The 26758-nt window shown below is 55.1% G+C and carries 20 protein-coding genes; 10 read left to right on the plus strand and 10 right to left on the minus strand.

Annotated elements, in window-relative coordinates; genetic code table 11:
• Positions 1-92: 92 nt before the first annotated feature.
• From MT343_RS07905 to dapE, 5 genes are all read right to left on the minus strand, one after another.
• Entirely contained in the window at positions 93-875 is a 783-nt protein-coding gene (locus MT343_RS07905) for a hypothetical protein (RefSeq protein ID WP_145469038.1), read from the minus strand.
• Complete coding sequence (locus tag MT343_RS07910) at positions 875-1312, minus strand: DNA polymerase III subunit chi (protein WP_145469037.1); 438 nt, start codon at positions 1310-1312, stop codon at positions 875-877. Before MT343_RS07910 ends, MT343_RS07905 begins: the two co-directional genes overlap by 1 nt.
• Positions 1309-2016, minus strand: coding sequence for a TetR/AcrR family transcriptional regulator (locus tag MT343_RS07915; RefSeq protein WP_186435904.1), 708 nt, complete (start codon positions 2014-2016; stop codon positions 1309-1311). Before MT343_RS07915 ends, MT343_RS07910 begins: the two co-directional genes overlap by 4 nt.
• 127 nt (positions 2017-2143) lie before the next feature.
• Complete coding sequence (locus MT343_RS07920) at positions 2144-2989, minus strand: putative RNA methyltransferase (RefSeq protein WP_145469035.1); 846 nt, start codon at positions 2987-2989, stop codon at positions 2144-2146.
• A gap of 10 nt (positions 2990-2999) precedes the next feature.
• Positions 3000-4127 (minus strand): succinyl-diaminopimelate desuccinylase, encoded by a 1128-nt coding sequence (gene dapE, locus MT343_RS07925; RefSeq protein WP_145469034.1) that lies wholly within the window; start codon positions 4125-4127, stop codon positions 3000-3002.
• Between the two features lie 218 nt (positions 4128-4345).
• Between dapE and MT343_RS07930 the strand changes: the two genes are divergently transcribed.
• The 10 genes from MT343_RS07930 (at position 4346) to MT343_RS07975 (ending at position 18909) form a co-directional block, all read left to right on the plus strand.
• Positions 4346-4909, plus strand: coding sequence for a hypoxanthine-guanine phosphoribosyltransferase (locus MT343_RS07930; protein WP_145469033.1), 564 nt, complete (start codon positions 4346-4348; stop codon positions 4907-4909).
• A gap of 121 nt (positions 4910-5030) precedes the next feature.
• Positions 5031-5519: a chemotaxis protein CheX gene (locus MT343_RS07935; protein ID WP_145469032.1), complete on the plus strand. Its 489-nt coding sequence runs from the start codon at positions 5031-5033 to the stop codon at positions 5517-5519.
• Positions 5520-5817: 298 nt separating this feature from the next.
• The gene (locus MT343_RS07940) at positions 5818-6789 is read left to right on the plus strand and encodes a TetR/AcrR family transcriptional regulator (RefSeq protein WP_145469031.1); all 972 of its coding nucleotides are present in this window, start codon (positions 5818-5820) and stop codon (positions 6787-6789) included.
• A 30-nt stretch (positions 6790-6819) separates the two neighbouring features.
• Positions 6820-9192, plus strand: coding sequence for an efflux RND transporter permease subunit (locus tag MT343_RS07945; protein WP_145469030.1), 2373 nt, complete (start codon positions 6820-6822; stop codon positions 9190-9192).
• On the plus strand, positions 9189-9992 hold the full coding sequence (locus MT343_RS07950; RefSeq protein WP_145469029.1) for an outer membrane lipoprotein-sorting protein: 804 nt from the start codon (positions 9189-9191) through the stop codon (positions 9990-9992). The genes MT343_RS07945 and MT343_RS07950 overlap by 4 nt, the downstream gene beginning before the upstream one ends.
• 19 nt (positions 9993-10011) lie before the next feature.
• Entirely contained in the window at positions 10012-11304 is a 1293-nt protein-coding gene (locus MT343_RS07955) for a hypothetical protein (protein ID WP_145469028.1), read from the plus strand.
• Positions 11305-11435: 131 nt separating this feature from the next.
• Complete coding sequence (locus tag MT343_RS07960; RefSeq protein ID WP_186435903.1) at positions 11436-12860, plus strand: efflux transporter outer membrane subunit; 1425 nt, start codon at positions 11436-11438, stop codon at positions 12858-12860.
• Complete coding sequence (locus MT343_RS07965) at positions 12857-14065, plus strand: efflux RND transporter periplasmic adaptor subunit (protein ID WP_145469026.1); 1209 nt, start codon at positions 12857-12859, stop codon at positions 14063-14065. The genes MT343_RS07960 and MT343_RS07965 overlap by 4 nt, the downstream gene beginning before the upstream one ends.
• Positions 14062-17181, plus strand: coding sequence for an efflux RND transporter permease subunit (locus tag MT343_RS07970; RefSeq protein WP_145469025.1), 3120 nt, complete (start codon positions 14062-14064; stop codon positions 17179-17181). The genes MT343_RS07965 and MT343_RS07970 overlap by 4 nt, the downstream gene beginning before the upstream one ends.
• Before the next feature lie 150 nt (positions 17182-17331).
• Positions 17332-18909 carry a SulP family inorganic anion transporter gene (locus tag MT343_RS07975; RefSeq protein WP_243989483.1) on the plus strand — a complete coding sequence of 526 codons (1578 nt, stop codon included), beginning with the start codon at positions 17332-17334 and terminating at the stop codon, positions 18907-18909.
• Between the two features lie 750 nt (positions 18910-19659).
• On the opposite strand, the gene MT343_RS07980 is transcribed toward MT343_RS07975, so the two are convergent.
• The 5 genes from MT343_RS07980 to MT343_RS08000 all read right to left on the minus strand — a co-directional run bounded on the left by MT343_RS07980 (position 19660) and on the right by MT343_RS08000 (position 26756).
• The gene (locus tag MT343_RS07980; RefSeq protein ID WP_186435902.1) at positions 19660-21252 is read right to left on the minus strand and encodes a sensor histidine kinase; all 1593 of its coding nucleotides are present in this window, start codon (positions 21250-21252) and stop codon (positions 19660-19662) included.
• A gap of 163 nt (positions 21253-21415) precedes the next feature.
• A complete protein-coding gene (locus tag MT343_RS07985) occupies positions 21416-24607 on the minus strand; it encodes an efflux RND transporter permease subunit (RefSeq protein WP_145469023.1) in 3192 nt (1063 codons plus the stop codon).
• Between the two features lie 2 nt (positions 24608-24609).
• Entirely contained in the window at positions 24610-25686 is a 1077-nt protein-coding gene (locus MT343_RS07990) for an efflux RND transporter periplasmic adaptor subunit (RefSeq protein ID WP_145469022.1), read from the minus strand.
• A gap of 213 nt (positions 25687-25899) precedes the next feature.
• Positions 25900-26604 (minus strand): TIGR01621 family pseudouridine synthase, encoded by a 705-nt coding sequence (locus tag MT343_RS07995; protein WP_243989484.1) that lies wholly within the window; start codon positions 26602-26604, stop codon positions 25900-25902.
• The gene (locus MT343_RS08000) at positions 26604-26756 is read right to left on the minus strand and encodes a cell developmental protein SirA (protein WP_145469021.1); all 153 of its coding nucleotides are present in this window, start codon (positions 26754-26756) and stop codon (positions 26604-26606) included. Before MT343_RS08000 ends, MT343_RS07995 begins: the two co-directional genes overlap by 1 nt.
• Positions 26757-26758 lie beyond the last annotated feature (2 nt).

Raw genomic sequence — 26758 nt, forward strand, 5'->3', positions numbered from 1 at the left:
AACGGAAACTGCGGTTCAGGGGCAGGGTTTTGCAGCGTTTCGCTGTTTGTGCGGCGATTCCGGCGGCTGCCGGAACCGCCGTGGCGGGAAGGTCAGTGATTCAGCTTTTCGCGCAGCTTTTCACGCAGGCGTTCGGTCAGTTGCGGCAGCATTTCGGCAACCAGCTGGTCGATCAGGTGTTCTTTCTGCAGCGTGGTCAGCTGTTGCATATGTTGCTGCACGGCCTGTTCGCTGGCGCGCGCCTGCTTTTGCTCCATCACGCGCTGCATGGTGCGGTGTGCTTCCTGAGCACTGTGCTGGGCGGCTTCGCGCTCCTGGGTCAGGCGATCAAGAATGGCCTGGGGCAGGAAGGGGTTAGCCGATACCCGTGCCGGAGCAGCACCAGTATTGCCCGATGCCTCTGTGGCCGGGGTCGTTACCGGTGCTGTTGTTTCTGTGCCGACCAGTGGCGCGGCAGATACCTGAGCTGGCCGGGCTGGCATATCGCCCTGCGGACGCTGAATCACCACGTCGGGTAATGGCTGTGCACGCAATACCGGACGTGGGCTGGCGGCCTGCGGTTTGCCTTCTGCTGGCTTGTTCTGCGTTGCGTTGCTTTCTGCCGCTTTGGCTGCCGGTTGGTTCGCCGGGCGGCTGCTATCGGCTATTGGACGCAGTGGCACTGCGGTTGGTTTGGCCGATACGGCTTTTAATACCGGAATGTCATTCTCGCTGAACAGTTCGTCCAGCAGCGGAATGTCATCGGTCGGGTCCAGTGTCGGGATGCTGCGGCTGTGGTCTACCTGATCGCTGGCAGCATCATCGAGTACACGTTGCAGGTTTTCCAGTTCACGCAGCAGATTGCCGGGTTCGTCCTGGTCGTTACGTTGGGTCATTAACGCAATCTCATGTCGATATTGTTGATCGGGTAGCCCCGGTCTTTGAGGAATTTGTAGTGACTACGAGTGTAGTCCAGCACCTGATCTTCCTGTACTACGACGGCAATAAATCGCTGAAAGCGGCTGAAAAACGCCGGTAGCTGGCTGCTGAGATTCACCATCACATCATGATGATGGCCGGGATCGTTGTGCCAGCTGATACTGACCGGGCAGTCGGCCGGAGCGTCGCTGGCGCTGAGCAGGGTGTGCGGCACAAAGGCATCGTCGCGGAATTGCCAGAGCTGCTCGTCAAGCTGGCGGGCGGTGCTTTCGTCATCGACCTGAATCAGTACGCGATTACCCTTGCTGAAGGCTTTTTCCACCACGCGGCAGGCAAACAGCATCTGTTCGGCGCGGGTCTGGGCGGCGAGGATGTAAAAATCAACCTGGGTCATTGTATTTCTGCCGTGCTGTCGGGGCTGTTATGAGCCGTTCCGCTATTGAGAGCGTTACTGGCTGTACGGTGTATATGGCTGGCTTTATAGCCGGCAAACAGCCAGCTCAGGTGCTGCTGCAGTGTGGCGCTGAATTCGAGCCGGAACAGGGTCAGCGGAGGCTCGGCAATGGCGGCGGCCACGGTTTTGCTCGGGTGGCAGATATGCCAGCAGCCAATCATGGCCTGCTGAATATGCAGCAGCAGTTCTACCGCTTCGGCTACTGAGATGCTGAGCCAGCGGCTGATTAATGTGGCAAAGCGCTGCAGCAGTGGCAGCAGGCCAAGCTTAAAGTTGCGCGCTTCGTCTTCGGTCAGATTGCGTTCCAGTACGGTATGCAGAATGGCATTCAGACGGCAGAACAGGGGTTCCTCAGCCAGAGCCTGAGCGCAGACGGTGGCAGCATCATCACCCGGCGGCAGTTGCTCGCCGTGTTCAATCAGCCGTTCCATCTGTTGGTGGTAAAGCGCCAGAAACAGGGCCTCTTTGCTGCGGAAATAGCGGTACAGGGCAGCTTTGGTGATGCCGACCCGCTGGGCAATATCGTGCAGGCTCACCTGTTCAAAGGGGGCTTCGGCAAAATAGCCGGCGGCGGCGTCCAGAATTTGCTGGCGGCGCAGGGCTTTTTGTTCCGGGCTTTTTGCCCGCTGGCGGATACAGGTCATGAGGTCGGGCTGGTCTGTGCCGGCTTGGGCCGGTCGGACAAGGGCTGCCATGTTGGTAACTGAGGCCAGAATGCTACCTCTGGCCTCAGGGCAAGGCAAATGCTGCTGTCAGGCTCTTTGCGCTGCGTCACACCGATTGTCCGAACTGATGCAGAACCACGTCGATGGTTACCTCCAGTTCGTTCAACGCTTCCAGGCGTTGCAGCGCTTCATTGCGCACTTTCCAGCGGTGTGGGGTCATCATCAGCAGGTCCATAATCTGCTGGTTACTGGTCAGGCTGACACGGTATTTCAGGGTCTGCTCGCCTTTGCAGTCAAAGCCGTGTTCGGCCATGGCCGGACGCGGATCAAGGGCGGCGAGGTTTACTTCGTCGTAGATGATCTCGCGCAGTTCGACCAGATGATGCAGGCCGGTATTGAGCAGCACAATCTGCCCTTCTGGGCGCAGTGCGCGGGCAAAACCCTGCGGCATCAGATTGGTAAACAGGCAGGTGATCAGATCCAGACTGTGCGCAGTAAAGGGCAGCTGGCCGCCGGAGGCGACCAGCCAGTCGATCTGTTTACTGCGCCGTGCCGCACGGCGGACGGCGTCTTTGGAAATATCGACACCATATAAACAATGCGGCAGCTGATGATCGTCGAGCACTTCCTGCAGACGCTGGGTGTAATAGCCTTCGCCACAGCCAACGTCGGCAATCTGCAGGCCGCCGTCGTGGTTCAGTGCCAGTTCCAGCACCCATTGATTGAGCATATCGGAAATCGGCCGGTAGACCTGGCTGTCGAGCAGGCGCTGGCGGGCGTCGACCATTTCCAGCGTGTCGCCCGGCGCTTTCGATTTTTTATGCTGGGCCAGCAGCAGGTTGAGGTAGCCCTGACGGGCTTCATCATAGGTATGGCCGGCGCTGCAGCTCCAGCGCTTATCAGCGGCCTGCAGCTCCAGCCCGCATACCGGGCAGGCAATCACTTTGTTCACGCGTTGTCTCTCAGGCCAGCAGTAATTCGAGGATGCGTTCGTAGATCACGGTCAGGGTGTCGAGATCTTCGGCGACAATGTGCTCATCCAGTTTATGGATGGTGGCATTGCAGGGGCCGAGTTCCAGTACCTGGGCACCGGTTGGCGCAATAAAGCGGCCATCGGAGGTGCCGCCGGCGGTCGACAGTTCGGTGTCGCGACCGGTGACTTCTTTAATGGCCTGTACGCTGGCTTCGACCAGTGGGCCGCGCGCAGTCAGGAAAGGCTCGCCACTCAGGTTCCAGTCGATGTCGTAGCTGAGGCCGTGTTTATCGAGAATGGCGTGGGTGCGTTCTTTCAGGATGTCGGCGGTCAGTTCGGTGGAGAAGCGGAAGTTGAACACCACTTCCAGTTCGCCGGGAATAACGTTGGTGGCACCGGTACCGGCTTTGATATTGGAAATCTGGAAGCTGGTGGCCGGGAAGAATTCGTTGCCTTCGTCCCAGTGCTCTGCCGCCAGTTCAGCCAGTGCCGGGGCGGCAATGTGTACCGGGTTTTTCGCCAGATGCGGGTAGGCCACATGGCCCTGAATACCGTGTACATGCAGCACGGCGCCCAGTGAGCCGCGGCGGCCGTTTTTCACCACATCACCAACAGCGTTGGTGGAAGATGGCTCGCCGACGATGCACATATCGATCTTCTCGTTACGCGCTTCGAGAGTTTCCACCACTTTTACCGTGCCGTTTTTCGCCGGGCCTTCTTCGTCGGAGGTGATCAGAAAGGCGATGGAGCCTTTGTGATTTGGGTGTTTGCGCACGAAGTTTTCACAGGCAACCACCATGGCGGCCAGTGAGCCTTTCATATCGGCGGCACCACGGCCGTACAGCAGTCCATCGACAATGGTTGGCGTGAACGGCGGGTGGCTCCAGCGCCCTTCCGGGCCGGTAGGTACCACATCGGTATGGCCGGCGAAGCACACCAGCGGACCCTCTGTGCCACGGCGTGACCAGAAGTTTTCCACCTCTTCAAAACGCAGTTCTTCGTTATTGAAACCGGCGGCGGCCAGACGCTCCATCATCAGGGCCTGACAGCCATCATCATCCGGGGTGACTGAGCGGCGGGCGATTAAATCAAAGGCCAGTTGCAGAGTGGGGGTCATGCTGTTTCCTGATCGGCAAAGGCGGGCCGGAGTGCGCCGGACCGCAGAATTTAAAATGGCGCGTATCATAGCAAAACTGCGGCTGTTTTGCGCGCTGGCCGGGGTAGCTAAAGCGGCTGACCCAATAAGCCGTTGCGCCGTCCGGTGGCGGTGATACCATAGCCGGCTTTTTACCCGCCGGATTTTCCGGCCGACCAGCACTATTTAAGGTAGATAACATGAGCCAGCCCCTGACTCTTGAAGAACTGAACCAAGTGATGGCAGAAGCTGATCTGCTGAAATCCGAAGCTGACGTAGAAGCCGCGCTGAATCAGCTGGCTACGGATATCTCAGAACGTCTGAGCAGCAGCCTGCCGGTGGTGTACAGCATCATGAACGGTGGTCTGGTGATGGCCGGTCGTCTGCTGACCAAACTGCAATTCCCACTGGAGCAGGGTTATATGCATGCCACCCGTTACCGTGGCGAAACTTCAGGACAAACCGATCTGCAATGGCAGGCGCCACCATCGGTGCCGATGGAAGGCCGTACCGTACTGATCCTGGATGACATTTTCGATGAAGGAAACACCCTTGCCGAAGTGGTGAAATCCTGTCAGCAGCAGGGCGCGAAAGAAGTTCTGACTGCGGTGCTGGTGAACAAAGTTCATGACCGTAAAAACACTGATCTGAAGATCGATTTTATCGGTATGGATGTTGAAGACCGCTACGTATTTGGCTGTGGTATGGACTACCGTGGCTACTGGCGTAATGCGCCGGGCATCTACGCGGTGAAAGGTTTGTAATTCGTCAGCGTTTGCTGAACGGTTGGTTATAAAAGGCGCCTTTTGGCGCCTTTTTTGTCTATCCCGCAGATGGGTTTCCCGGCTGGTTTCGCTACACTGTATTGCAGAGGTGAACCTGCGTATGAATGTTGAGTTTATTAACCCGTTTGTAGAGACAATCAATAACATTCTGGCCACCATGGCATCCATGAGCTGCGAATACGGCAAGCCTTATCTGAAAGAAGGGCGTCAGCCTTTAGGTGTGGTTACCGGTATTATTCCGATGTCAGGTGACAGCGTACGTGGCTCACTGGCCATCAGTTTTTCTGCCGGCGCCATTATTAAAATCAGCAGCAGTATGCTGGGTGAAAGCATCGCTGAGGTGGACGAAACCTGCCATGACCTGACCGGCGAGCTGACCAATATGCTGTCGGGTGGTGCGCGTAAGCTGCTGTGGGAAAAAGGCTATGATTTTGACATGGCCAAGCCCGGTATTCTTTCCGGCGAGATGGATATTCCCCATGAAACCACCGGCCCGGTGCTGGTGATTCCGTTTGAAACCAGTGCCGGGCCATTTTTTATTGAGGTGGCACTGTCCTCCAGTCTGAAGCGTGCAGTGCTGAATGCCTGAGTGGGGCTGTCTTAACAAACCGGCGTTATGCCGGTTTTTTTATCACCTGGCTCCCACGCTCTGCGTGGTAGCCCTTGCTGGCACAGTTGTATTCCCACGCGGAGCGTAGGAACGAGAAGTCTGAATCGTGCAGTGCTGAATGCCTGAGTGGGGCTGTCTTAACAAACCGGCGTTATGCCGGTTTTTTTATGCCTGTCGGGTGGTTTTGATTCTGGCCTGAAATGTCCTCGGGCAGGGCTTGTTGTTTAGGCAGAAGAGAATAATATGACGGTTCGTCAATTTTCGACGGATCGTCAAAATGAAGTGGTTGTTAAAGTATATTTCTCCCGAGCGACAGCAGCGCCTGTTGCAGCAGATTCAGCAAATGTTGCGTGCCGGCAGTGCTCCGGTGCTGTGTCAGGCTGGTGATTCTGCCGCGCCGTTGATGGCCGATAAACGCCTGTGGATGGCCAGTGAGTCAAGCTCCGAAGGCGGCAATAAGCCGCTGTTTCCGTTGTTTTCCGGCAAACTGGGCGCCGGCAAAGCCGATTGCCCTCTGGGTCTGCGTAAAAGCAAAGCCGAAAAAATTGCTGAGCGTGAACAGCAGTTGCTGGATATTGCCCATGAATTGCTGAATCGCGATGGCTTTGCCGATTTTTCGATGGATAAGCTGGTGCGTGCCAGTGGCTATTCCAAAGGCACACTGTATAACCATTTTTCCAGTAAGGAAGACTGCCTGTCGGCGCTGTGTCTGCGTGGTATGGCAATGATGGAAGATATGTTCAGCCGTGCTGCTGCATTTGACGGAACCTTGCGGGAAAAAATACTGGCAATGAACGTTGCTTATCACCTCTATGCCAGCCTGCAGCCAACGTTGTCGCTGGCTGTTCTGTCGGCGAAAACCCCCTCATTTACCGAAAAAACATCCGCAGCCCGAAGTGAATTAATCGATGAGTGTGACCTGCGTGTTACCCGCATAGTGGATGATATTTACCGTAACGCCATTGAGCAGGGCTACCTGCAGGACAGCCCGGAATTAACCGTGGAATTAATGGCATTTATCAGCTGGGCGCAGGCATTTGGTCTGAATGCACTGATGACAACGGCCTGTGATATCACCGCGGTCAGCCGCGCGTTAGGAACCAATGTTGCTCTTATCAGCTGTAATATTCTGCTCGATGGTATGGGCTTTAAGCCTTTGTCTTCAGAGTGGGATTATCAGGCCAGCTGGGAACGGGTCGAACGCGATGTATTTGCGCCGGAAATGGCGCAGTTAGGTGCTTTGAAATAACTGAACCATTAATAACTACAGGGAAAGCGTATGAAAACACTCTGGTTAAACACCATATTGCGGTATCCGTGGATACTGCTTTTATTGTTACTGGTGCTGGCGTTTGGTGCTTCGTTTGGCGGTAAGAACCTTTATTTTCGCGGTGATTATAAAGTCTTCTTTTCGCATGATTATGGCCCGCTGCAGGACTTTGAGGAGATGCAGCGCATCTTCAATAAAAACGACAATATTTCGGTATTGGTCGTGCCACAAAATGGCGATGTATTCACCAACGAAAATCTGACTTTATTAGCAGAGCTGACGGAACAGGCCTGGCAGACGCCATTTTCCAGCCGCGTCGATTCGGTGGTGAATTTCCAGCATACCTGGTCTGAAGACGACGATATGATCGTTGAGGATCTGGTACAGAATCCACAGGATTTAACCCCTGCTGAGTTACAGCGCATCCGCAATATTGCCATTAATGAGCCGAATCTGAATGGTGGTCTGGTGGCCGCTGACGGCCGCGCTGCGGTGGTGAATATCACCGTGCAGATACCGGATACCCCCAACAACACCGCCGAAGTGATTGAAGTGGTCGATTTTGTTAAGGGGCTGACCAATGAACTGAGCAGCCGCTATCCGCAGGCGGCGTTTTATCATACCGGTGTGATTCCGATGAATTACAGTTTCGCCACCGAGGGTCAGAAAGATATGGCCACCCTGGTGCCGGCGATGCTGGGACTGATTGTGTTAATGCTGGCGGTTATGCTGCGCAGCGTGCTGGCCATGCTGGCAACGGTGCTGGTGCTGATATTGACCATCAGTGTGACCATGGGATTGGGTGGCTGGCTCGGCTTTTTCCTGTCCACCGGCACTATTAACGTACCGATTGTGGTGATGACACTGGCGGTGGCTGACTGCGTACATTTAATAGCTTCGGCACAATTTGCAATGCGTGAAGGGCGTTCGCGCAGCGAAGCCATACGTTTTGCCCTCGATCTGAATTTAATGCCGGTATTTATTACCAGTGCAACCACTGCAGTGGGTTTCCTGACGCTGGTGCTGTCGGAATCTCCGGTGCTGGCCGACTTCGGTATTCTCAGCGCGATTGGTGTGATGGTGGCGTTTGCTCTTTCAGTAACCCTGTTGCCGGTATTATTGCTGCTGTTGCCAGTGCGGGTAAAAGTGTCGCCTGAGCACCATGGCGGTATGGAAAAATTCGGTGGCTGGGTGGTGCGTCATCAGCGCACGCTGTTGCCGGTTACGGCGTTGTTGATGCTGATTTTCGGCTCGCTGGTCACGCTGAATGTAGTGAACGATGAAGCGACCAAGTACTTTGCCAAAGGCACCGACTTCCGCGATTCGGTGGATACTCAGGAAGCTTATCTTTCCGGTACCCAGACCATCGATTGGGCACTGTATACCGGTGAAGCTCAGGGCGTGAATGATCCGGCTTTTATCGCTAAAACCGAGGCCTTTGCTGAATGGCTGCGTCAACAGCCGGAAGTGGATCATGTGACAACGCTGTCGGATACTTTTAAGCGTCTGAATAAAAATATGCACGGTGATGACGAAAGCTATTACCGCATTCCACAGGATCGTGAGCTGGCGGCGCAGTATCTGCTGCTGTATGAAATGTCGCTGCCTTACGGACTGGATCTGAATAATCAGCTGAACGTGGATAAATCCTCGACCCGCCTGACCTCGACCCTGAAAAATCTGGGCAGTAAAGAAATCGTCGCGCTGGAAGACCGTGCCCGTGCCTGGTTTGCGGAAAACGCAGCCGGTATCCGCCTGACGGCGGCCAGTCCGGGACTGATGTTCTCGCATATTGGTGAAACCAATATGGACAGCATGATCATCAGCATGATAGCGGCATTGATTTTAATTTCGGCACTGCTGGTGGTGGCATTACGCTCATTGCGCCTGGGAGCGATCAGTCTGATTCCGAACCTTGGCCCGGCGCTGGTCGGTTTTGGTATCTGGGGGCTGATTTCCGGTGAAATTAACCTGGGCCTGTCGATTGTAGCCTCGATGACACTGGGGATTATCGTCGATGATACCGTGCATTTCCTGGCCAAATACAAACGTGCCCGCGATGATGGTAAAGACGCAGAAGCGGCGGTACGCTACGCATTTTCCAGCGTTGGCCGTGCCTTGCTGATTACTACCGTGGTACTGGTGGCCGGATTCTCTATGCTGGCATTCTCAGCGTTCCGCCTGAATTCCGATATGGGACTGGCCACAGCGCTGATTATTTTTATTGCCTTGTTGGTCGACTTCTTCTTCCTGCCGGCATTTTTATTGCGCCTTGATAAAAATAATCAGGCACACTGTAACGCTGAAGAACAACAAAAAGCCCGGCAAGACGTACAACAAGATCCAAATCCTGCATCCATTCTCACAGGGGAAACATTATGAAGATTTTTCTGAGCCTTATTACGGCATTTACTCTGGTCAGCCCGCTGGTTGCGCAGGCTGATGCGGTACAACCTGCTGCTGATGCGGCGGAGAAGGGGCTGGCCATTGCCAAAGACCGCAAACAACGTGATCTGGGCTGGGGCGACAGTGAAGCAAAAATGACCATGACCCTGCGTAATTCCCAGGGTGAAGAAAGCGTACGAGAAATGCGCCTAAAATCTCTCGAAGTGGTGGATGACGGTGACAAAGGCCTGACCATTTTTGATGAGCCGCGCGATGTAAAAGGCACCGCGTTTCTGAATTTCTCGCACACCGGAAAACCGGATGAACAGTGGTTGTATCTGCCAGCGTTGAAACGCGTTAAACGTATTGCTTCACGCAATAAATCCGGTCCGTTTATGGGCAGTGAATTTGCGTACGAAGATATGAGTTCATTTGAACTGGAGAAATACAGCTTTACCTACCTGCGTGAAGAAACGCTGAACGGTGTGGTCTGCCATGTAATTGAGCAGATTCCGGCAGATGAATATTCCGGTTATACCAAGCAGATTGTCTGGCTGGATACCGAACACCTGCGTGCACAACAGGTTGAGTTTTATGACCGTAAAAAGAGCCTGCTGAAAACCCTGAATTTCTCTGGTTATAAACTGTATAAAGATAAATTCTGGCGCGCCGATGTGCTGACCATGGTGAATCACCAGAATGGTAAAAGCACCGTGCTGAATACCGCCGAGCTGCGTTTTGATACCGGCCTGACGGATGCCGATTTTAACGATGCCACGCTTTCCCGCGTACGCTGAGCAGGAGGGCGCAATCGGTATGAAACGGCTGATAACCATCACGTTACAGAGCAGCGCCCTGATTGCGCTGAGTGTTAATGCCAGTACCAGCGCCAGCGCCGGGCTTATGCCCGACCTGGCCCTGCAGGGCGCCGTTGAAGGGCGCCAGTTTTTGCAGGAAGCGCAATTTCCGCAACAGGAAGACAGCGTGCTGTCAGTCTGGGCAGAGCCTGAGCTGGTGTGGGAGTGGGGCGATACCCAGCGCCTGACCTTTAAGCCTTTTTATCGTTATGACAGTGCCGATGATGAGCGCAGTCATGGTGATATCCGTGAGCTGATGTGGCTGACTTACGGCTCCAGCTGGGAAGTGCGTGCCGGTATCGGCAAAGTGTTCTGGGGCGTAACTGAGTCGCAGCATCTGGTCGATGTTATTAACCAGACCGATCTGGTGGAAGCACCGGACGGCGAAGAAAAACTCGGCCAGCCAATGGTGCATGCGACCTGGTTGCATGAGATCGGCACGCTGGAAGCCTTTATTTTACCGGGATTCCGCGAGCGTACTTTTGCCGGCGAAAAAGGGCGCCTGCGTTCTGCTTTGCTGGTCAGTGACGAGGCTGATTATCAGGCGGCGGAAGAAAAAGAACACGTCGACTGGGCGCTGCGCTGGAGCCGCTCGTTTGAAGTGGCGGAGGCACCGCTGGATTTAAGCGCGGCCTGGTTTCAGGGCACCGCCCGTGATCCTTTTTTAACACCGGATATCACCCTGAGCGGCAGTGGGCCACAGATAACCGGATTAACGCCGTATTATCCGCTGCAGCGTCAGCTGGGTATTACCGCGCAGGCAACGGTGGATGCCTGGTTGTGGAAGCTGGAAGTTCTGCGTCGTGATTTCGATGACCATGTGGCTGCTGATCTGAAAACACTGGGTGTAGCCGGCATGCAGGATTACAGCGCCGCAGTGGGTGGTTTTGAATATACCCTGGTGGGGCCTTTTGCTGAGCGCTGGGACAGCGCGCTGGATGTTGGTCTGCTGCTTGAATATCAGTACGACCAGCGCGGCAACGACGCGGCTATGGCACAGAACGATGTGTTTGCGGCTACCCGCCTGGCATTTAACGATGCTGACTCCAGTGAAATTCTGGCCGGTATTACTCAGGATCTGGATTACAGCGGCAGCCGCGGGGTTATGCTCGAAGCCAGCACACGTCTGACGGATTTCACTACGTTAAAAGTGAATGGCTGGATGTTTATGGCTGATGATCAGGAAGATACGCTGGCTTACAGCCTGCGTCAGGATGACTATATTGAAGTCAGTCTGAATATTTTTTACTGAGCAGTCATGCGTTGAATGGCAGTTGTGTGCAGCGAGGGTGTGTGGCGGGTACGGGTAAAGATGGGTAAACACCATTTTCATCTTTTCCGCTGCGCGCCTATTATGCGCCTTTTCACTGCGGAGAAGTCTCTGTGCGCTTTATCATCAGGGTTCCGTGGCGCGGCACTGCGGCGGTGGCGGTTTTAGCACTGGCCGGATGCGCCAGCGTTACACCGGTTGAACCACCCGAGACAGCATTACCGGACATTTTTACCGGCCAGAATAATAACGCCGGTACTGAGCAGAACAGCATCAGTGTTAACCGCTGGTGGCAATCCTTTAACGACCCGCAACTCGACCAGTTTATTGCACAGGGACTGGAGCAGAATTACAGCCTGCAGGCCGCCTGGGCGCGCCTTGCCCAGAGCCGTGCGCTCTGGCGGCAGAATGCCAGTGGCCAGTATCCCGATGTTAACGTTTCCCTCAGTAAATCCCGCAGCTGGCGTGAAAGCACAACCAGCGACTTATGGTCGGCGGGTATTTCCACAGAATACGAACTCGACTTTTGGGGGCGGGTGTCCGCTTTGGATGAGGCCGGCCGCTTAACCGCGCTGGCGAGTCATGCCGCAACACGCACTCAGGCTAATACGGTCGCCGGGCAAATTGCCCTTAACTGGTTTGGCCTGATTAAAGAAGGGCAGAACCTGACATTGCTGCAACAACAACAGGCGCGGGTTCAGTCGGCGTTACAGGTAATCCGCGGGCGTTTTCAGCGCGGACAGGCGGCGGTTTCCGATGTCTGGCAGCAGGAGCAATTACTGGAATCCATTAATGCTGACCTGATCAGCGCCGAAGGCCTGCGCGACAGTTACCGCCAGCAGCTGGCTGTGTGGATGGGGCACAGTGAATGGCTGTCGGCGGCGGCGCTGGAAAACAGCGAATTGCGCGCTTATCAGACGCAATCCTTGCCGCAGCTCGACACCACACCGTTAACCGTACCGGTCAGTGCCTTACAGCAACGCCCCGATGTGCAGCAGGCCTTCTTTAAGCTGCAAAGTGCCAATGCCAGCCTTGCCGCGGCCGTCGCTAACCGTTACCCGCGTTTTACCCTCAGCGCTTCTTACAGTGGCAGTGACGAAGATCTGGGCAAGGTATTTGATAACTGGCTGACGAATCTGGCCGGTGGTCTGGTGTTGCCCTTAATTGATGGTGGCAACCGCCGTGCCGCCGTTGCACAACAGCGCGCCGCATTAGATGAGAACCTGGCGCTGTATCAGCAGGCATTGCTGGACGCCGCGCAGGAAGTACAGCAGGCGCTGACCGACGAACGTCAGAGTCAGGCGCTGGTGCTTAGCCTGGAGCGACAACTGGAACTGGCCAGCAAAAGCGAAGCCTTCCAGAACAACCGCTATCGCAAAGGCGTGGGGGATTTTCTGGCTCTGTTAAATGCGCAACAGGATGTGATCAGTCTGGAGAAGCAGTTGTTAAATGCCCGCTGGAGCCAGCTGCAGAACCGTATTCAGTTATACAAAGCCGTCAGTCATGGCGACTTCAGTAAAGAGGAAACACCGTCATGATGAGTGCACGTCGTCATCGTCATCGTCGTCCGGCTTCAGGCAATGTTCTGCTGGTCGCGCTGGTTTTACTGGTTGGCGGGGCTTTGGCCTGGTACATCCTGACGTCTGCCCCGAAACCCCAGCGGGTAAAACCCGAAGTTCAGGCCCGGCTGGTGGAAGTGATCGCGCTGGAAAGCAAGGATGCCCGGCCATTCTGGCCCACTGGTGGCAAGGTGATGGCGGCCGACAGTGTAACCCTGACCGCACAGGTCAGTGCGCGGGTGGCGGACATCAGTAAGGATGCGCTACCGGGTGCGTATCTGGCCAAAGGCAGTCTGCTGGCCACGCTGGAGAAAACCGATTTTGAACTGCAGGTGCAGCAGAGCCAGGCCGCGCTGACTCAGGCTCAGGCCGATCTCGATATTGAACAGGGGCAGGCCGCACTGGCGCGGGAAGAATATGCACTGGCCGCCGAAAAACTCAGTGCAGAAGAACGTGCGTTAGTGCTGCGTGAACCACAGCTGGCGAAAGCCAAAGCTGCACTGCGTACCGCCCGCGCCAACCTTGATCAGGCGCGGCTGAATCTGGCCCGTACCGAGGTGCGTATGCCCTTTGCCGGTCAGATTATGGCGCGTCATGTCAGCGCCGGCAGTCAGGTTGGCAGCAGTACTGTGCTGTTTGATCTGGTCAGTACCGAACGCTACTGGATTGAAGTCAAAGTGCCACGTGCTTTCCTGAACTGGCTCGACAGCAGCGCAGACGCCACGCTGAGCATGAGTGGCTGGCAGGGGAAAACCCGCAGCGCCCGTGTTCTTAATGTGCTGCCGGATGTCGACAGCAGTGACCGGCAGGCCAAGGTGGTGCTGGAGCTGGATCAGCCACTGGCCGCAGGACAGCCGCTGGTGCTGGTGAACGATTTTATTGATGTACAGCTGCCCGGCCGTTTACTGAGCGGGGCTGTGACCATTGATGTCCGTCATCTGAATGATGATGACACCCTGTGGGTGGTGAACGCTGACAAGTTGTATAAACGCAAGGTGCAGGTGCTTTATCGTGGCCGTGAACAGGCCTGGCTGGCGGCGGCCGGGGATAAGAGCAAGGATGGGCAAAACGGTCTGCAGCCTGGTGACCAGCTGCTGCTCAGCCGTATCGACAGCGCTACCGATGGTATGGCGGTACGCATTCAGAACGATATACGCCCACAGGCTGATGGAGCACGTCCATGAGTCTGCGTTATACCGGGCCGGTGGCGTGGATGGCACGCCATGGGGTTGCGCCGAACCTGCTGATGGCATTTCTGATTATTGGCGGCTTTTTAATGTCGCTGAATATCCGTAAAGAATTTATTCCCAGCTACGAAGCCGACATGGTGATTGTCTCGGTTGGTTATGCCGGAGCAACGCCGTCAGAAATGGAGCAGGGCGTTATTCTGCCGATTGAAAACGAGTTGTCGGGTATCGATGGCCTGAAAGAAATTGTCTCCACTGCGACTCAGGGCTCGGCCCAGATCACAGCCGAGCTGGAGAACGGCGTCGATCGTCAGCAGGCCTATCAGGATATTCAGCAGGCGGTTAACCGTATTTCTACTTTCCCGGCACAGATGGAGCGGCCACTGGTGAGAATCGCCAGCCGTTCAATTGATGTGATTGAACTGGCGTTATTCGGTCCGCTGGATCAGTTCGGATTAAAGCGTCTGGGTGAGCAGATTAAAGATCAGCTGCTGGAATCGCCGGACATTACCAAGGTGGAATTACGCGGTATCAACGATGAAGAAATTCACGTTGAAATCAGCCAGAACGACCTGCAGCGCTATGGCCTTAAGCTGAGCGATGTGGCCGCCATTATCGGTAATAACGCCATTGAGCAGAGTGCCGGCAGCGTAAAAACCGACGGCGGCGACATTCTGGTTACCCTGGATGACCGTCTGTACTGGGCGGAAGAATTCCGTCAGATTCCGCTGATCAGCGACATATCCGGTGTGCAGTTACGCCTTGGTGACGTCGCCAAAGTGCGTGACGGTTTCAGCGACAGTAACCGCGAAATTACCTACAACGGCCAGACCTCGATGAGCTTTAAGGTGTACCGTGCGGAAAGCCAGACGCCGCTGACGGTGGTGGAAGCGGTGTACAAAAAGCTTGATGAAATCCGTCCGCAGTTACCGCCGGGCATGTCGCTGATCATTACCGACGATGATGGCGAAACCTATAAGCAGCGGGTTGGCCTGCTGCTGAAAAACGCGGTGGTGGGACTGGTGCTGGTGATGGTGCTGCTCAGTCTTTTCCTCGAATACCGTCTGGCCTTCTGGGTCACCATGGGGATTCCGACAGCCTTTATGGGCGCCATGTTGCTGCTGCCGGGCTGGGATATGTCGATCAATATGATCTCCATGTTCGCCTTTATCGTCGCGCTGGGCATCGTGGTCGATGATGCGATTATTGCCGGCGAAAATATCTACGAGCATATGCAGAAGGGCATGCCTTTTATGGATGCCGCCATTTTTGGTGCCAAAGAAGTCGCCATGCCGCTGGCCTTTGCCATTCTCACCAACGTCGCTGCGTTTCTGCCATTACTGGCGTTGCCGGGTATGATGGGCAAACTCTTTATTGCCATCCCTATTGTGGTTATCAGCTGTTTTATTATTTCCTGGCTGGAAGCCTTATTTATTTTACCGGCGCACCTCGGGCGTATGAAAAAACGCGATGTATTGCACGATCCGCACTGGCTGGACCGTTTGCAGCAACGCGTGGATAAAGGTCTGCACCGTTTTATTCAGACACGCTATCTGCCATTGCTGGACGGCAGCCTGCGTGCGCCGGGGTTAACTCTGGCAATCGCGGTGGCCATCGCCCTGATTGTGCTGGCCTGGCCTATGAGCGGACGTATGGGCTTCAGTATGTTCCCGCGTCTTGAAGGGGAATTTGCCGTCGCCAAGGTAGAAATGCCGCCTAATGCACCGCTCAGTCAGGCACAGCAGGTGCGTGATCTGCTCGAAGCGCGGCTGAAAGAGGTGGTTGATCCGATTGAAGCGCAGGGCAAACCGCTGCTGGTCAGTGTGGAAGGCGATATTGAAAACGCCACCATTGAGATCCAGGCCAAACTGGTGGACACCGAAGTGCGTCCGGTATCGGCCAACGAAGTGGTAAAACGCTGGCGTGAGGCCATTGGTGAAATTCCGGGTATCCGCAGTCTGACCTTTGATGCCGAGCGTGGCGGCGGCCCGTCCGGTGGTGCCGGTTTAACGGTTGAACTGCGCGGCAGTAATACCGAACTGCTGGCCACCGCCAGTGCTGAGCTGGGCGACTTTATGCAGCAGCTTGGCGGTGTTAAAGATGTGGCATCCAGCTTTACCAACGGTAAGCCGCAGTGGGATATCGAGCTGAATGAGCGGGGGCGCAGTCTTGGGCTGGAAGCCGATGTGGTGGCGCAGCAGATTCGCGCGGCATTGTATGGTGCCCGTGCTTTGCGTCAGCAGCGCGAACGTAATGAAGTGACGGTGCTGGTGCGCCTGCCGCAGGAGGAGCGGGCGTTCAGTGCCGATATCGAGCGGCTGATGATTCTGACCCCACAGGGCGGTTATGTGCCGTTGGCAGATATCGCCATTCTGCATAAAGAGCTTTCTCCGGCCAGCATCTCCCGTCGTGATGGTCGCCAGGTAGTGACGGTGACGGCTGAAGTGGAACCGCGCGAGCAGGTGCCGGCGGTGATGGCGGTGCTGCGCGAAGAAGCCTTTGCCGATCTGCGGGCAAAATACCCAACGCTGGATTTTGATTTCCGCGGCCGTCAGGCCGATACCCAGGAGAGCATGAGTTCGCTGCAGTTATACGGCTTTTTCGCCATGCTGCTGATTTACGTACTGCTGGCGATTCCGTTCCGCAGCTACAGCCAGCCATTGCTGATTATGGTGGTGATTCCTTTCGGTGCTGTAGGGGCGATTATTGGCCATTTGCTGCTCGGTTACAGTATGTCGATTATGTCGGTGATGGGGATCGTGGCGCTGGCCGGGGTGGTGGTGAACGACAGTCTGATTCTGATTGATTACGCTAACCGCCGTCGGCTGGAGGCCGGGCTGAGTGCGCTGGAAGCGGTTCGTGAAGCGGGTGTCCGCCGTTTCCGGCCAATTCTGCTGACCACCCTGACCACCTTTGGCGGGCTTTCGCCAATGGTGTTTGAAACCTCCCGCCAGGCGCAGTTTATTACACCGATGGCGGTATCGCTGGGCTTCGGTATTCTGTTCACCACCTTTATCTGCCTGCTGATATTGCCTTCACTCTATGTGTTGCTGGACAAAATCCTGCTGGCACTGGGGATCACTCCGGTGCACAGCACGGCTTCTGCGGTCTGATGCCTTACCTCTCTGTCCACCTGACAGAAATATCCGTCAGGTGGACAGTCAGCCCGGTAAACGCACAAAAAATAAGCGAAAACCTGAAAATGTCCTGATGGGCTGGTATAGTGCGCGGCTTTCTGAACCCAGCCCGGAGAAACCCGCATTATGTTGTTGCTGCGCGAGTTTATGCAGACCTTTTCCCCCAATGTTAAAAACGACACCTTATCTGGCCTGACCGTTGCCCTGGCACTGGTACCGGAAGCGGTGGCTTTTGCTTTTGTGGCGGGAGTTCATCCGCTGACCGGTCTGTATGCAGCCTTTATGGTGGGCCTGATTACCGCATTAATCGGTGGCCGTCCGGGCATGATTTCCGGCGCAACCGGTGCTCTGGCGGTGGTGATGGTATCGCTGGTGGCGGAGGCCGAGCGTGATTTCGGTGCGGGTTCGGGACCGCAGTATCTGTTTGCTGCGGTGGTGCTGATGGGCGTGATTCAGGTAACCGCTGGTGCGCTGAAACTGGGTAAATTTATCCGTATCGTGCCGTACCCGGTGATGCTGGGCTTTGTGAATGGTCTGGCGCTGGTGATTTTTCTGGCGCAGTTACCACAGCTGCAATCCTTCACGCCGGAAGGGAAGTGGGGCTGGACCGACGGTGTATGGCTGCAGGGAACTGAGCTGTATGTGATGCTCGGACTGGTGCTGGCAACCATGTTTATTACCCATTATCTGCCGAAAATGACCAAAGCCGTCCCATCGGCTCTGGCCGGTATTCTGGTGGTCAGCCTGGCCGCCTGGGGTCTGCAGCTGGATACCAAAACCGTGGGCGATCTGGCCAGTATTGCCGGCGGATTACCTGAATTCGCCGTACCTGTGGTGCCGATGACCCTTGATACCCTGTGGTTTATCCTGCCGTATTCAGTGATTTTTGCGGCTATTGGTCTGATTGAATCCTTGCTGACCGTCACCGTGATCGACGAAATGACTAACACCCGTGGCCGTGGCAATAAAGAATGTGTGGCGCAGGGAACCGCCAACGTGGTTACCGGTTTCTTTGGCGGTATGGGGGGTTGCGCCATGATCGGCCAGAGCATGATTAACGTCAGCTCTGGTGGCCGTGGCCGTTTATCCGGCATTGCCGCGGCGCTGTTCCTGCTCAGCTTTATTCTGTTTGCCAGCCCGCTGATTGAACAGATTCCGATTGCGGCCTTAATCGGTGTGATGTTTATGGTGGTGATCGGCACCTTCGAGTGGTCGAGCTTCCGTATTCTGCGCAAAGTACCTAAGCACGATGCCTTTGTTCTGATTCTGGTGTCTGCCGTAACCGTGGTGACCGATCTTGCTATTGCTGTGATCGTCGGTGTTATTGTCGCAGCGCTGGTCTTTGCCTGGGAGCACGCCAAACACATCAGCGCCCGTACCCGTATTCAGGAAAATGGTGCCAAAGTGTATGAATTATTTGGCCCGTTATTCTTTGGCTCGGTGGCAAATTTCAAAGAATTATTTGAGCCGGAAAATGACCCGGATGTAGTCATTATTGAATTCCGTAGCTCCCGTGTTGCCGACCACTCGGCGCTGGAAGCCATCGACAGTATTGCCGAGCGTTATCTGGCGCTGGGCAAAGAATTACATCTGCGCCATTTAAGTGAAGAATGCCGTAGTATGCTGAAAAAAGCCGGTAATCTGTGTGATGTTAATGTGATTGAAGATCCAAATTACCGCGTTGCGGTGGATGAGCTGGCCTGATATCAGGCTGGCTTAAAACCATAAAAAAGCCCGCTGATGCGCATTGCTGTCCCACAGTTTTTAATCAGCAGCGTAACTGACAATGACATCGTATTTTAATGTTTAGGCCCCATGACCTCTTTGAGGGGCCTTACCCCTCACGCCGGTCGGGCAAACTCCCCGCTTCGCGCTGTGCAGGACTTAATCCGCTCTGAATAATCCTGCGGTCCCGGTACCGCGAATAATGGGCCATCCATGGCCCTATTCGCTCGCCCGGCATCCATGCCGGGACATACCGGCGCAGCATTATTCAAACCGGCGTCCTGCAGGCGCATTGATTATTCCGCTAAGCGGCTTTTCAGATCAAACGTATTCTTTTAAATATCATGTCGCAAACACGTTTTCCGTTGAAATACGATTGAGCGGATTACTGTAACCGGCGATCGTGCGGCGCCAGACAACCAGATGATTCTGCGGCCTTCAGAGCAAAACCCTGCCCCGGAACGATACAAATATCTGGTGTTTTAAAACGTCGTTCCGGGGCGAATTGTTTTGCGTGCCGCATAATCATTGCCGTTGGCTGGATTAAGCCGGACGCGCCGAAAAGAGAGGATCGTAAGGAGATACCTCTCCTTGCAGGGGGCCAGGGGCTTGCCCCGGAAAGGCGTTTCAGATTGAAAAGCAGTAGTCGATGAATGCTGCAGTTTGGGGTGACAGTAGTGGCTGATGTGGGCTTTTTATGTCTTTATAAGGACATTTATACAGCAATCTTTATATCTGCGTACTGTGCTCTTCCGTTACCTTCGGAATAACCAACCGGAAAGCAGCGCCTTGTTCGCTGTCTTCAATCTGAATATCGCCTTTTAAGCGCTGATGCACGATGTTGTAGACCAGATGCATTCCCAGACCAGTGCCACCATGGCCACGCTTGGTGGTGTAGAAGGGCTCAAAGATTTTGGCTCTTGCTTCGGCATTAAGGCCAATACCATCATCGCTGTAACGGATAACAATATTGCCACGCTCTTCGGCTGCCTGAATGCGGATATGGCCGTCTTTTTTATGCTCAAAGCCGTGCAGCAGCGAGTTCATAATTAAGTTAGTCAGCACCTGGCTGATAGAACCGGCGTAGGTCTGCATCCATAACTGTTCGGAACAATCGATTTCCACCTGATGTTGATTCTGTTTGAATTTCGGCGACAGGGTTTCGAGAATTTCGTGCAGATAATCATGCAGTGAAAATTTACGGATATGCTCGCCGGTCTGATCTTCGGATACCTGCTTAAAGCTTTTAATCAGATGGGCGGCACGCTGCAGGTTTTTATCAAGGATGGTCAGGCTTTCATCCATCATGCCGGTAAATTCGACAAAATCCTGCTTACGCATTTCTCCCTGCTCAAAGGCGCTTTTCATCTTCAGATAATGATCTGCGATGTAGGAGTGAATGGTGATGCACAGGCCCAGCGGAGTATTAATTTCATGGGCAATGCCGGCCACCATTCCACCCAGCGATGACAGTTTTTCTGATTCAATCAGTTTGCTTTGCGTGGTGTGCAGCTCGGCCAGTGTCTGGTTCAGTTCGTCGACGGTGCATTGCAGGTTGTTGGTGCGTTCTTTAACCCGGTCTTCGAGTTCGAGGTTAATGGTTTTCAGTTGTTGCTGTGCCAGGGTTTTCTGCTGCAGCTCGTCGTTCATTTGTTCTGACAGAGCGTTGAAAGCACGGATCAGTACGTCAATTTCATCGAGATTATTGCCGGAGCGGGTAGATAGTGGTTCAAAGCTGTTGCTGTTTAGACGTTCATTAACTTCTTCGGCCATCAGGCTGATACGGCGATTAATCAGGCTGTGGACAACAAATCCTAACAGACTGGCCAGCAGCATCAGACTGACCAGCTGCGCAACCATATTGGAAATAGCCGCACGGGAGGCCTGGGCAAATACTGCATCGCGGTCGAATGCAATTTCGAGAAAACCGATATCTTTGCCATTAAAGGCAATCGGCATTTTTTCCACGTCTTTATGGTGTGGCCGCCGGCCTTCTTCGATGTTCATATTCAGGTTATCGGTCACCCGCACATAGCTGATGGCCTCAAGGTTCATGATGCCTTTTACCTGGCTGCGGATCTGAATTTCGTCATAAAACCACAGGCTGGAACCTAGGGATTCGGAGTAACCGGCACGGATATCTTCGAGTTTGCGCTGAAAGGCTTCAGTTTGTTGCTGGTAATTCCAGACAACAATGGCAGCAGAGACGCAGACGGACAGAGCGATGGAAGCGATAGCAAAGTAGAGGATGACCCGCCATAAAATAGAATGACGCCGGTTTTCGATGGTTTTTTTTCCCGGGCTTTCAGTACTGGTTTCCATGATCATTCCGAAATAAGACCTGAGTGTCTGGAGTGTCGCTGCGCTTCTGGAAGAGTAACGTCAGTTTAGCAGAAGGTTATACCGGCGACTGGGCTCATCAGGCAATAAAAAAGCCTGCGCAAGGCAGGCTTTTCCATTTCAGGTCGGCAGCCGGGCTAATGGTTCAGGCCCTGGCGCTGAAGGTTTTGCGGAAGGCCGCGAAGTACAGCAGCGGGATAATCACCAGCGTCAGCAGGGTAGAGACCAGAATGCCGAAGATCAGTGAGATCGCCAGACCGTTAAAGATCGGGTCGTCGAGAATAAAGAACGCGCCGATCATGGCGGCCACCGCGGTCAGTACAATCGGCCGTGAACGCACGGCAGCCGATACGATCACCGCATCTTCAAAGCGCATACCTTCGGCGGTTTTCTGATTGATAAAATCGACCAGCAGAATGGAGTTACGCACGATAATACCGGCCAGCGCGATCATACCGATCATCGAGGTGGCGGTGAATTGTGCGCCAAACAGTGCATGGCCGGGCATGACGCCGATAATGGTCAGCGGAATCGGCGCCATAATAATCAGCGGCACCAGATATGAGCGGAACTGGCCGACAACCAGCAGATAAATCAGAATCATGCCGACGCCATAGGCGATGCCCATGTCGCGGAAGGTTTCATAGGTGATCTGCCATTCTCCATCCCATTTCATGCTGATGTCATCGGTCAGTGGCGGTTGCTGAATGTACATCTGCTGCCAGTTCATACCGGCATCTGCCATGCCAAAGGCCATGCTGAACAGACCGTAGAGCGGGCTGTCGAGCTCACCGGCCATATCGGCGGTAACAAACACCACCGGCTGCAGGTTTTTGTGGTAGATGGTTTTCTCCGCGACACCTTTACGCACATGCACCAGATCAGACAGGGCAATAAAGCGGCCATCGGCGGCACGTACTTTCATCACCAGCAGCTGGTTGAGGTCGACTTTATCGCCTTCGTTCAGCTCCAGCCGGATCGGCAGCGGGTATTTATTATTGCCGGTATGCAGGTAGCTGACGTCTTCGCCTCCTAAGGCGGTATTGATCGCCTGCACGATGCTGCTCTGGGCAACGCCGAGCATGGCCGCACGCTGACGGTCGATTTCCAGCAGCCACTGCTCCTGATCGGCTTCCACCCAGTCGTCGGTATCAACGATGTCTGGTGTGTTTTCAAACAGGCTGCGCAGTTGTTTGGCCGCCGCGATCTGACGCTCGTAATCCGGACCGTACACTTCCGCCACAATCGGTGCCATTACCGGCGGACCGGGTGGAACCTCAACAATTTTAACGTTGGCGTTCAGTGTTTTACCGATCGCCTGCAGCGGTTCGCGCACGGACAGGGCAATGTCGTGGCTCTGACGGTCGCGCTGGTGTTTATCGACCAGATTCACCTGAATATCGCCCTGATGCGGCAGAGCGCGCAGGTAATACTGGCGCACCAGACCGTTGAAATTAATCGGCGCGGCGGTACCGGCGTAAAGCTGTACGTCTTTGATTTCCGGCACGGTCATCAGCTCGTCGGACAGTTCTTCCAGTACACGCAGGGTTTGTTCTACCGGCGTGCCTTCCGGCATATCGACGATGATCTGGAATTCAGACTTGTTATCAAACGGCAGCATTTTCAGCACCACCAGTTTGAATACCGGCAGGGCAACCGCCAGCATGATCAGCGCGGTTACACCGGCAAATAGCAGCAGACGTTTGCGTCCGGCGTCAGCCCCTTCGATAAAAGGCCGCATCAGGCGGTTAAAGCCGTCATACAGTTTGCCCTGCTTCGGATCGGCCTCATCGCAGCTGTGAGCATTGTCCGGGGTGTGACGATTGAGCAGTTTGTAAGACAGCCATGGGGTTACGACAAAAGCCACCACCAGAGAGATCAGCATACCGGTTGAAGCGTTGATCGGAATCGGGCTCATATAAGGGCCCATCAGGCCGGACACAAACGCCATCGGCATCAGCGCGGCGATGACGGTGAAGGTCGCCAGAATGGTCGGGCCACCGACTTCATCAACGGCTACCGGAATCACTTCCAGCAATTTCTTGCCGCCCATATGCAGGTGACGGTGGATGTTTTCCACCACCACGATGGCGTCGTCGACCAGAATACCAATGGAGAAAATCAGCGCGAACAGTGATACGCGGTTGAGGGTAAAGCCCCACACCCAGCTGGCAAACAGGGTGATCGCCAGGGTAATGAAAATTGCACCGCCGACAATCACGGCCTCGCGCCAGCTCATGGTCGCCAGTACCAGCACCACCACGGCGGCAGTAGCAAACAGCAGTTTGGTGATCAGTTTGTCGGATTTATCTTTGGCGGTAATGCCGTAATCGCGGGTGACTTCGGCGCTGATATTGGCCGGAATCAGGCGGTTATGCAGATCATCGAGGCGCTGCTCAATCGCCTGAGTGATATCAATGGCGTTCATGCCCGGCTGTTTGGCAATGGCCAGGGTAACGGCAGGGCGTGAGCTGTCCTGCCCGAGTTTACGGGTAAAGACTGCCTGCTCCGGGGTATCCGGTTGCTGCTGGATGGTGGCAACGTCGGCCAGGTACACCAGACCGCTCTGGTCTTTGCCGACAATCAGCTGGCCCAGTTCATCACGGGTTTTCAGGAAGCTGCCGGCCTGAATCTGGATTACCTGATTATTCTGCACCAGCGGCTGATGATAACCGCCGGCATTGGCACTGAGCAGGGCGTTGCGTACATCATCGAAGGCCAGACCATGGCCGTTCATACGCGCCGGGTCGAGCTCAACTTTCACCACATTGTTGTGGCCACCAATGGAGTAAATATCGCGGGTACCGGGAATGCGCTTGAGCTCGGTTTCCAGCGCATGGGCAACCTGGGTCAGCTGCGACGCCGTGACTTCGGCGGATTCCGACCACAGGGTGATGCCCATAATAGGCACATCGTCGATGCCCATGGGTTTGATCACCGGTTGCATCATGCCCAGGTTCTGCGGGAACCAGTCATTATTGCTGTAGACCTGGTTGTACAGGTTGAGGATGGCTTCTTCGCGCGGAATACCGACTTCAAAGGCCACGGTCAGAATGGCCTGACCCGGCTGGCTGATGGAGAAAATATCGTCCACGCCTTTGATTTCAGACAGCACCTGTTCGGCCGGAATGGCGACAAGCTGCTCCACCTCACGTGCGCTGGCACCGGGGAAGCCGATAAACACGTTGGCGAAAGTAACGTCAATCTGGGGTTCTTCTTCTTTCGGCGTCACCATGATGGCGAAGAAGCCCAGCAGCAGGCCGAGCAGGGCCAGCAGCGGGGTGATGGCCGAGTTCTGGAAAGCCTGTGCGGTTTTTCCGGAAATTCCGAGCGCCATGATTATTCTCCCTGTGAACCGATTGCGGCCAGCTGGGCCAGTGCATCGCTGACGATTTCATCACCGGCGCTGAGGCCGGACAGAATTTCTACCATGCCGTTATGACGGTTGCCGGCGCGAACCTGACGCAGCTCCGGCTGACCGTTATCCAGCACATAGACGGAGGTCAGCTCTGAGCGCTGCAGCAGGGCGCTGGCCGGAATCAGCAGGGCGTTACGCTCGCCGGTCTGTACGCGAATGATGCTCCACTGGCCGGGATAGAGTGCGCGACCGCTGGCATCCAGACTGTTGGCTGGCAGATTGGCGCGCAGACGCACGCTGTGATGGGTGGCATCGGCGTAAGGGAACAGCACAACGCTGTCTGGGTTGATGCTGTGTTCGCCCACGCGCACCTGAATCTGGGCGGCTTCCTGGTACTGGCTGGCGATACGTTGCGGAGCGTCGGCAACAGCACGCAGTTGTTCGAGTGATACGCCGGTCATCAGCGGTTGCCCCGGGCTGACCAGCTCGCCGACTTCCACATAACGGGTTTTAACCAGGCCGGCGTAAGGCGCTTTTACCTGGGTATAGGCCAGCTGCTCTTCGGCTTGTTTCAGCGCTGCAGCGGCCGCTTTGACCGCAGCGGCGGCGCTTTTGGCGCGGGCATTGCTGCTGTCGAATTCCCCCTGTGACAGCGTGCCCTGTTTGAACAGACGGCTGTTGCGGGTCAGCAGTACCTGAGCGTCTTCGTTCTGGGCTTTGGCCTGGGCCAGGTTAGCGCGTGCCTGTTCCAGCTGAGCCTGTTGCTGGGTATCAACGATTTCCAGCAGCAGAGCGCCTTGCTCCACACGGTCGTTGACATCGTAGTGTACGGCTTTGATGGCACCGCTGGTCTGCGCTGAGATCGTGCTTTCGTGCACGGCTTCCAGTGTGGCTTCCAGATCAAAGTACACCGGCACAGTGGTGGCCTGCAGAATCTGGCTGTTGGTGGCGCTGGTCTGATCGGCGGCTTGCGTGGCTGCCGCGAATACAGGCAGGGCCAGCAGAGCCAGGCTCAGGCTGCGCAGCAGACGACGGGACGAAGGCTGTGTGGTCGGCATGAAAAATTCCTCTCTGAATTCAGCGTCAGACCAATCGGTATGGACTGGCGATTGGTTCGGGTTAATATCAATATTACTACATTAGAATATACTAATATAATAATTGCAACCGTCCGGATGACGCTTTAACTGTGCACAGTATAGGGAGTGTTCGCAGGTGCTGCGGATTGTCTGCTGATAATGCCGAGGGGTTATGACAAAGAAGGGAAAAGGCTACAGAAGTTGCCAGGGGGTCAGCCAGTTGTCGGGCAGAGCTGCCCAGTCGCCATGCTGTGGCAGGCAGGTCAGCACTATATCCTGCGGGTCAGCACCGCTGACTTCATCGCGGAAGCAGAGCATAAAGGCATGCAGATAGGTGCGGTCGGCGCTCTCGCCGCCATAGCGCTCGTCGCCGTCAATGGCGGCACCGAGACTCTTCAGGGCAACCCGAAGCTGGTGGGTGCGGCCGGTCAGGGGCTTGAGCAGAAACAGCCGCTTCTGCTGTTGCTCATCATAGTGGCTGATAAACCGGGTAATGGCAGGGTTGTGGCTGCTGCGCTGTAACAGCCAGCTGCCATTACGGCCTTTGCTCATATCACCTTTAACCCAGCCCTGTTTCTTTTTCGGTTTTTGCGCGCTCTGCGCCAGATAGTATTTCTGGATTTTATGCTCAGCGAACAGGGCACTGAGGCGGGCGGCAGCGGTGGCATTTTTCGCCAGCAGAATAATGCCGGAGGTAACTTTATCGAGACGGTGAACAGGCCATAACGGGCAGGCAAACTGCTGTTCGGCCAGCACCACCAGACCCGCTTCGCCGTTTTCGCTGTGCATGCCAATGCCGGCAGGTTTGTGGATGGCGAGCCAGTCTTCGGTCTGGTTAATAACAGAAAATGGCTGTGAGTCGGGTGGCGTAATGGCGGGAGTAAAGGTATCCGGCACTAGCGGTTTTCCTGCTCCATGATTTCCAGCAGACGACGAACCAGAGCTTCAAACAGTTGTGCCTGTTCGTTGTTGCTGTCGGCGCTGAGGCTGTACATCAGGCGTTCGATTTCGGCGCGTGACATATAGCGTACGGTAACCGGGGTGGTCATTT

Source organism: Venatorbacter sp. C2-1 (assembly GCF_022832715.1).
Classification (GTDB): Bacteria; Pseudomonadota; Gammaproteobacteria; order Pseudomonadales; family Oceanobacteraceae; genus Venatoribacter; species Venatoribacter alkanivorans.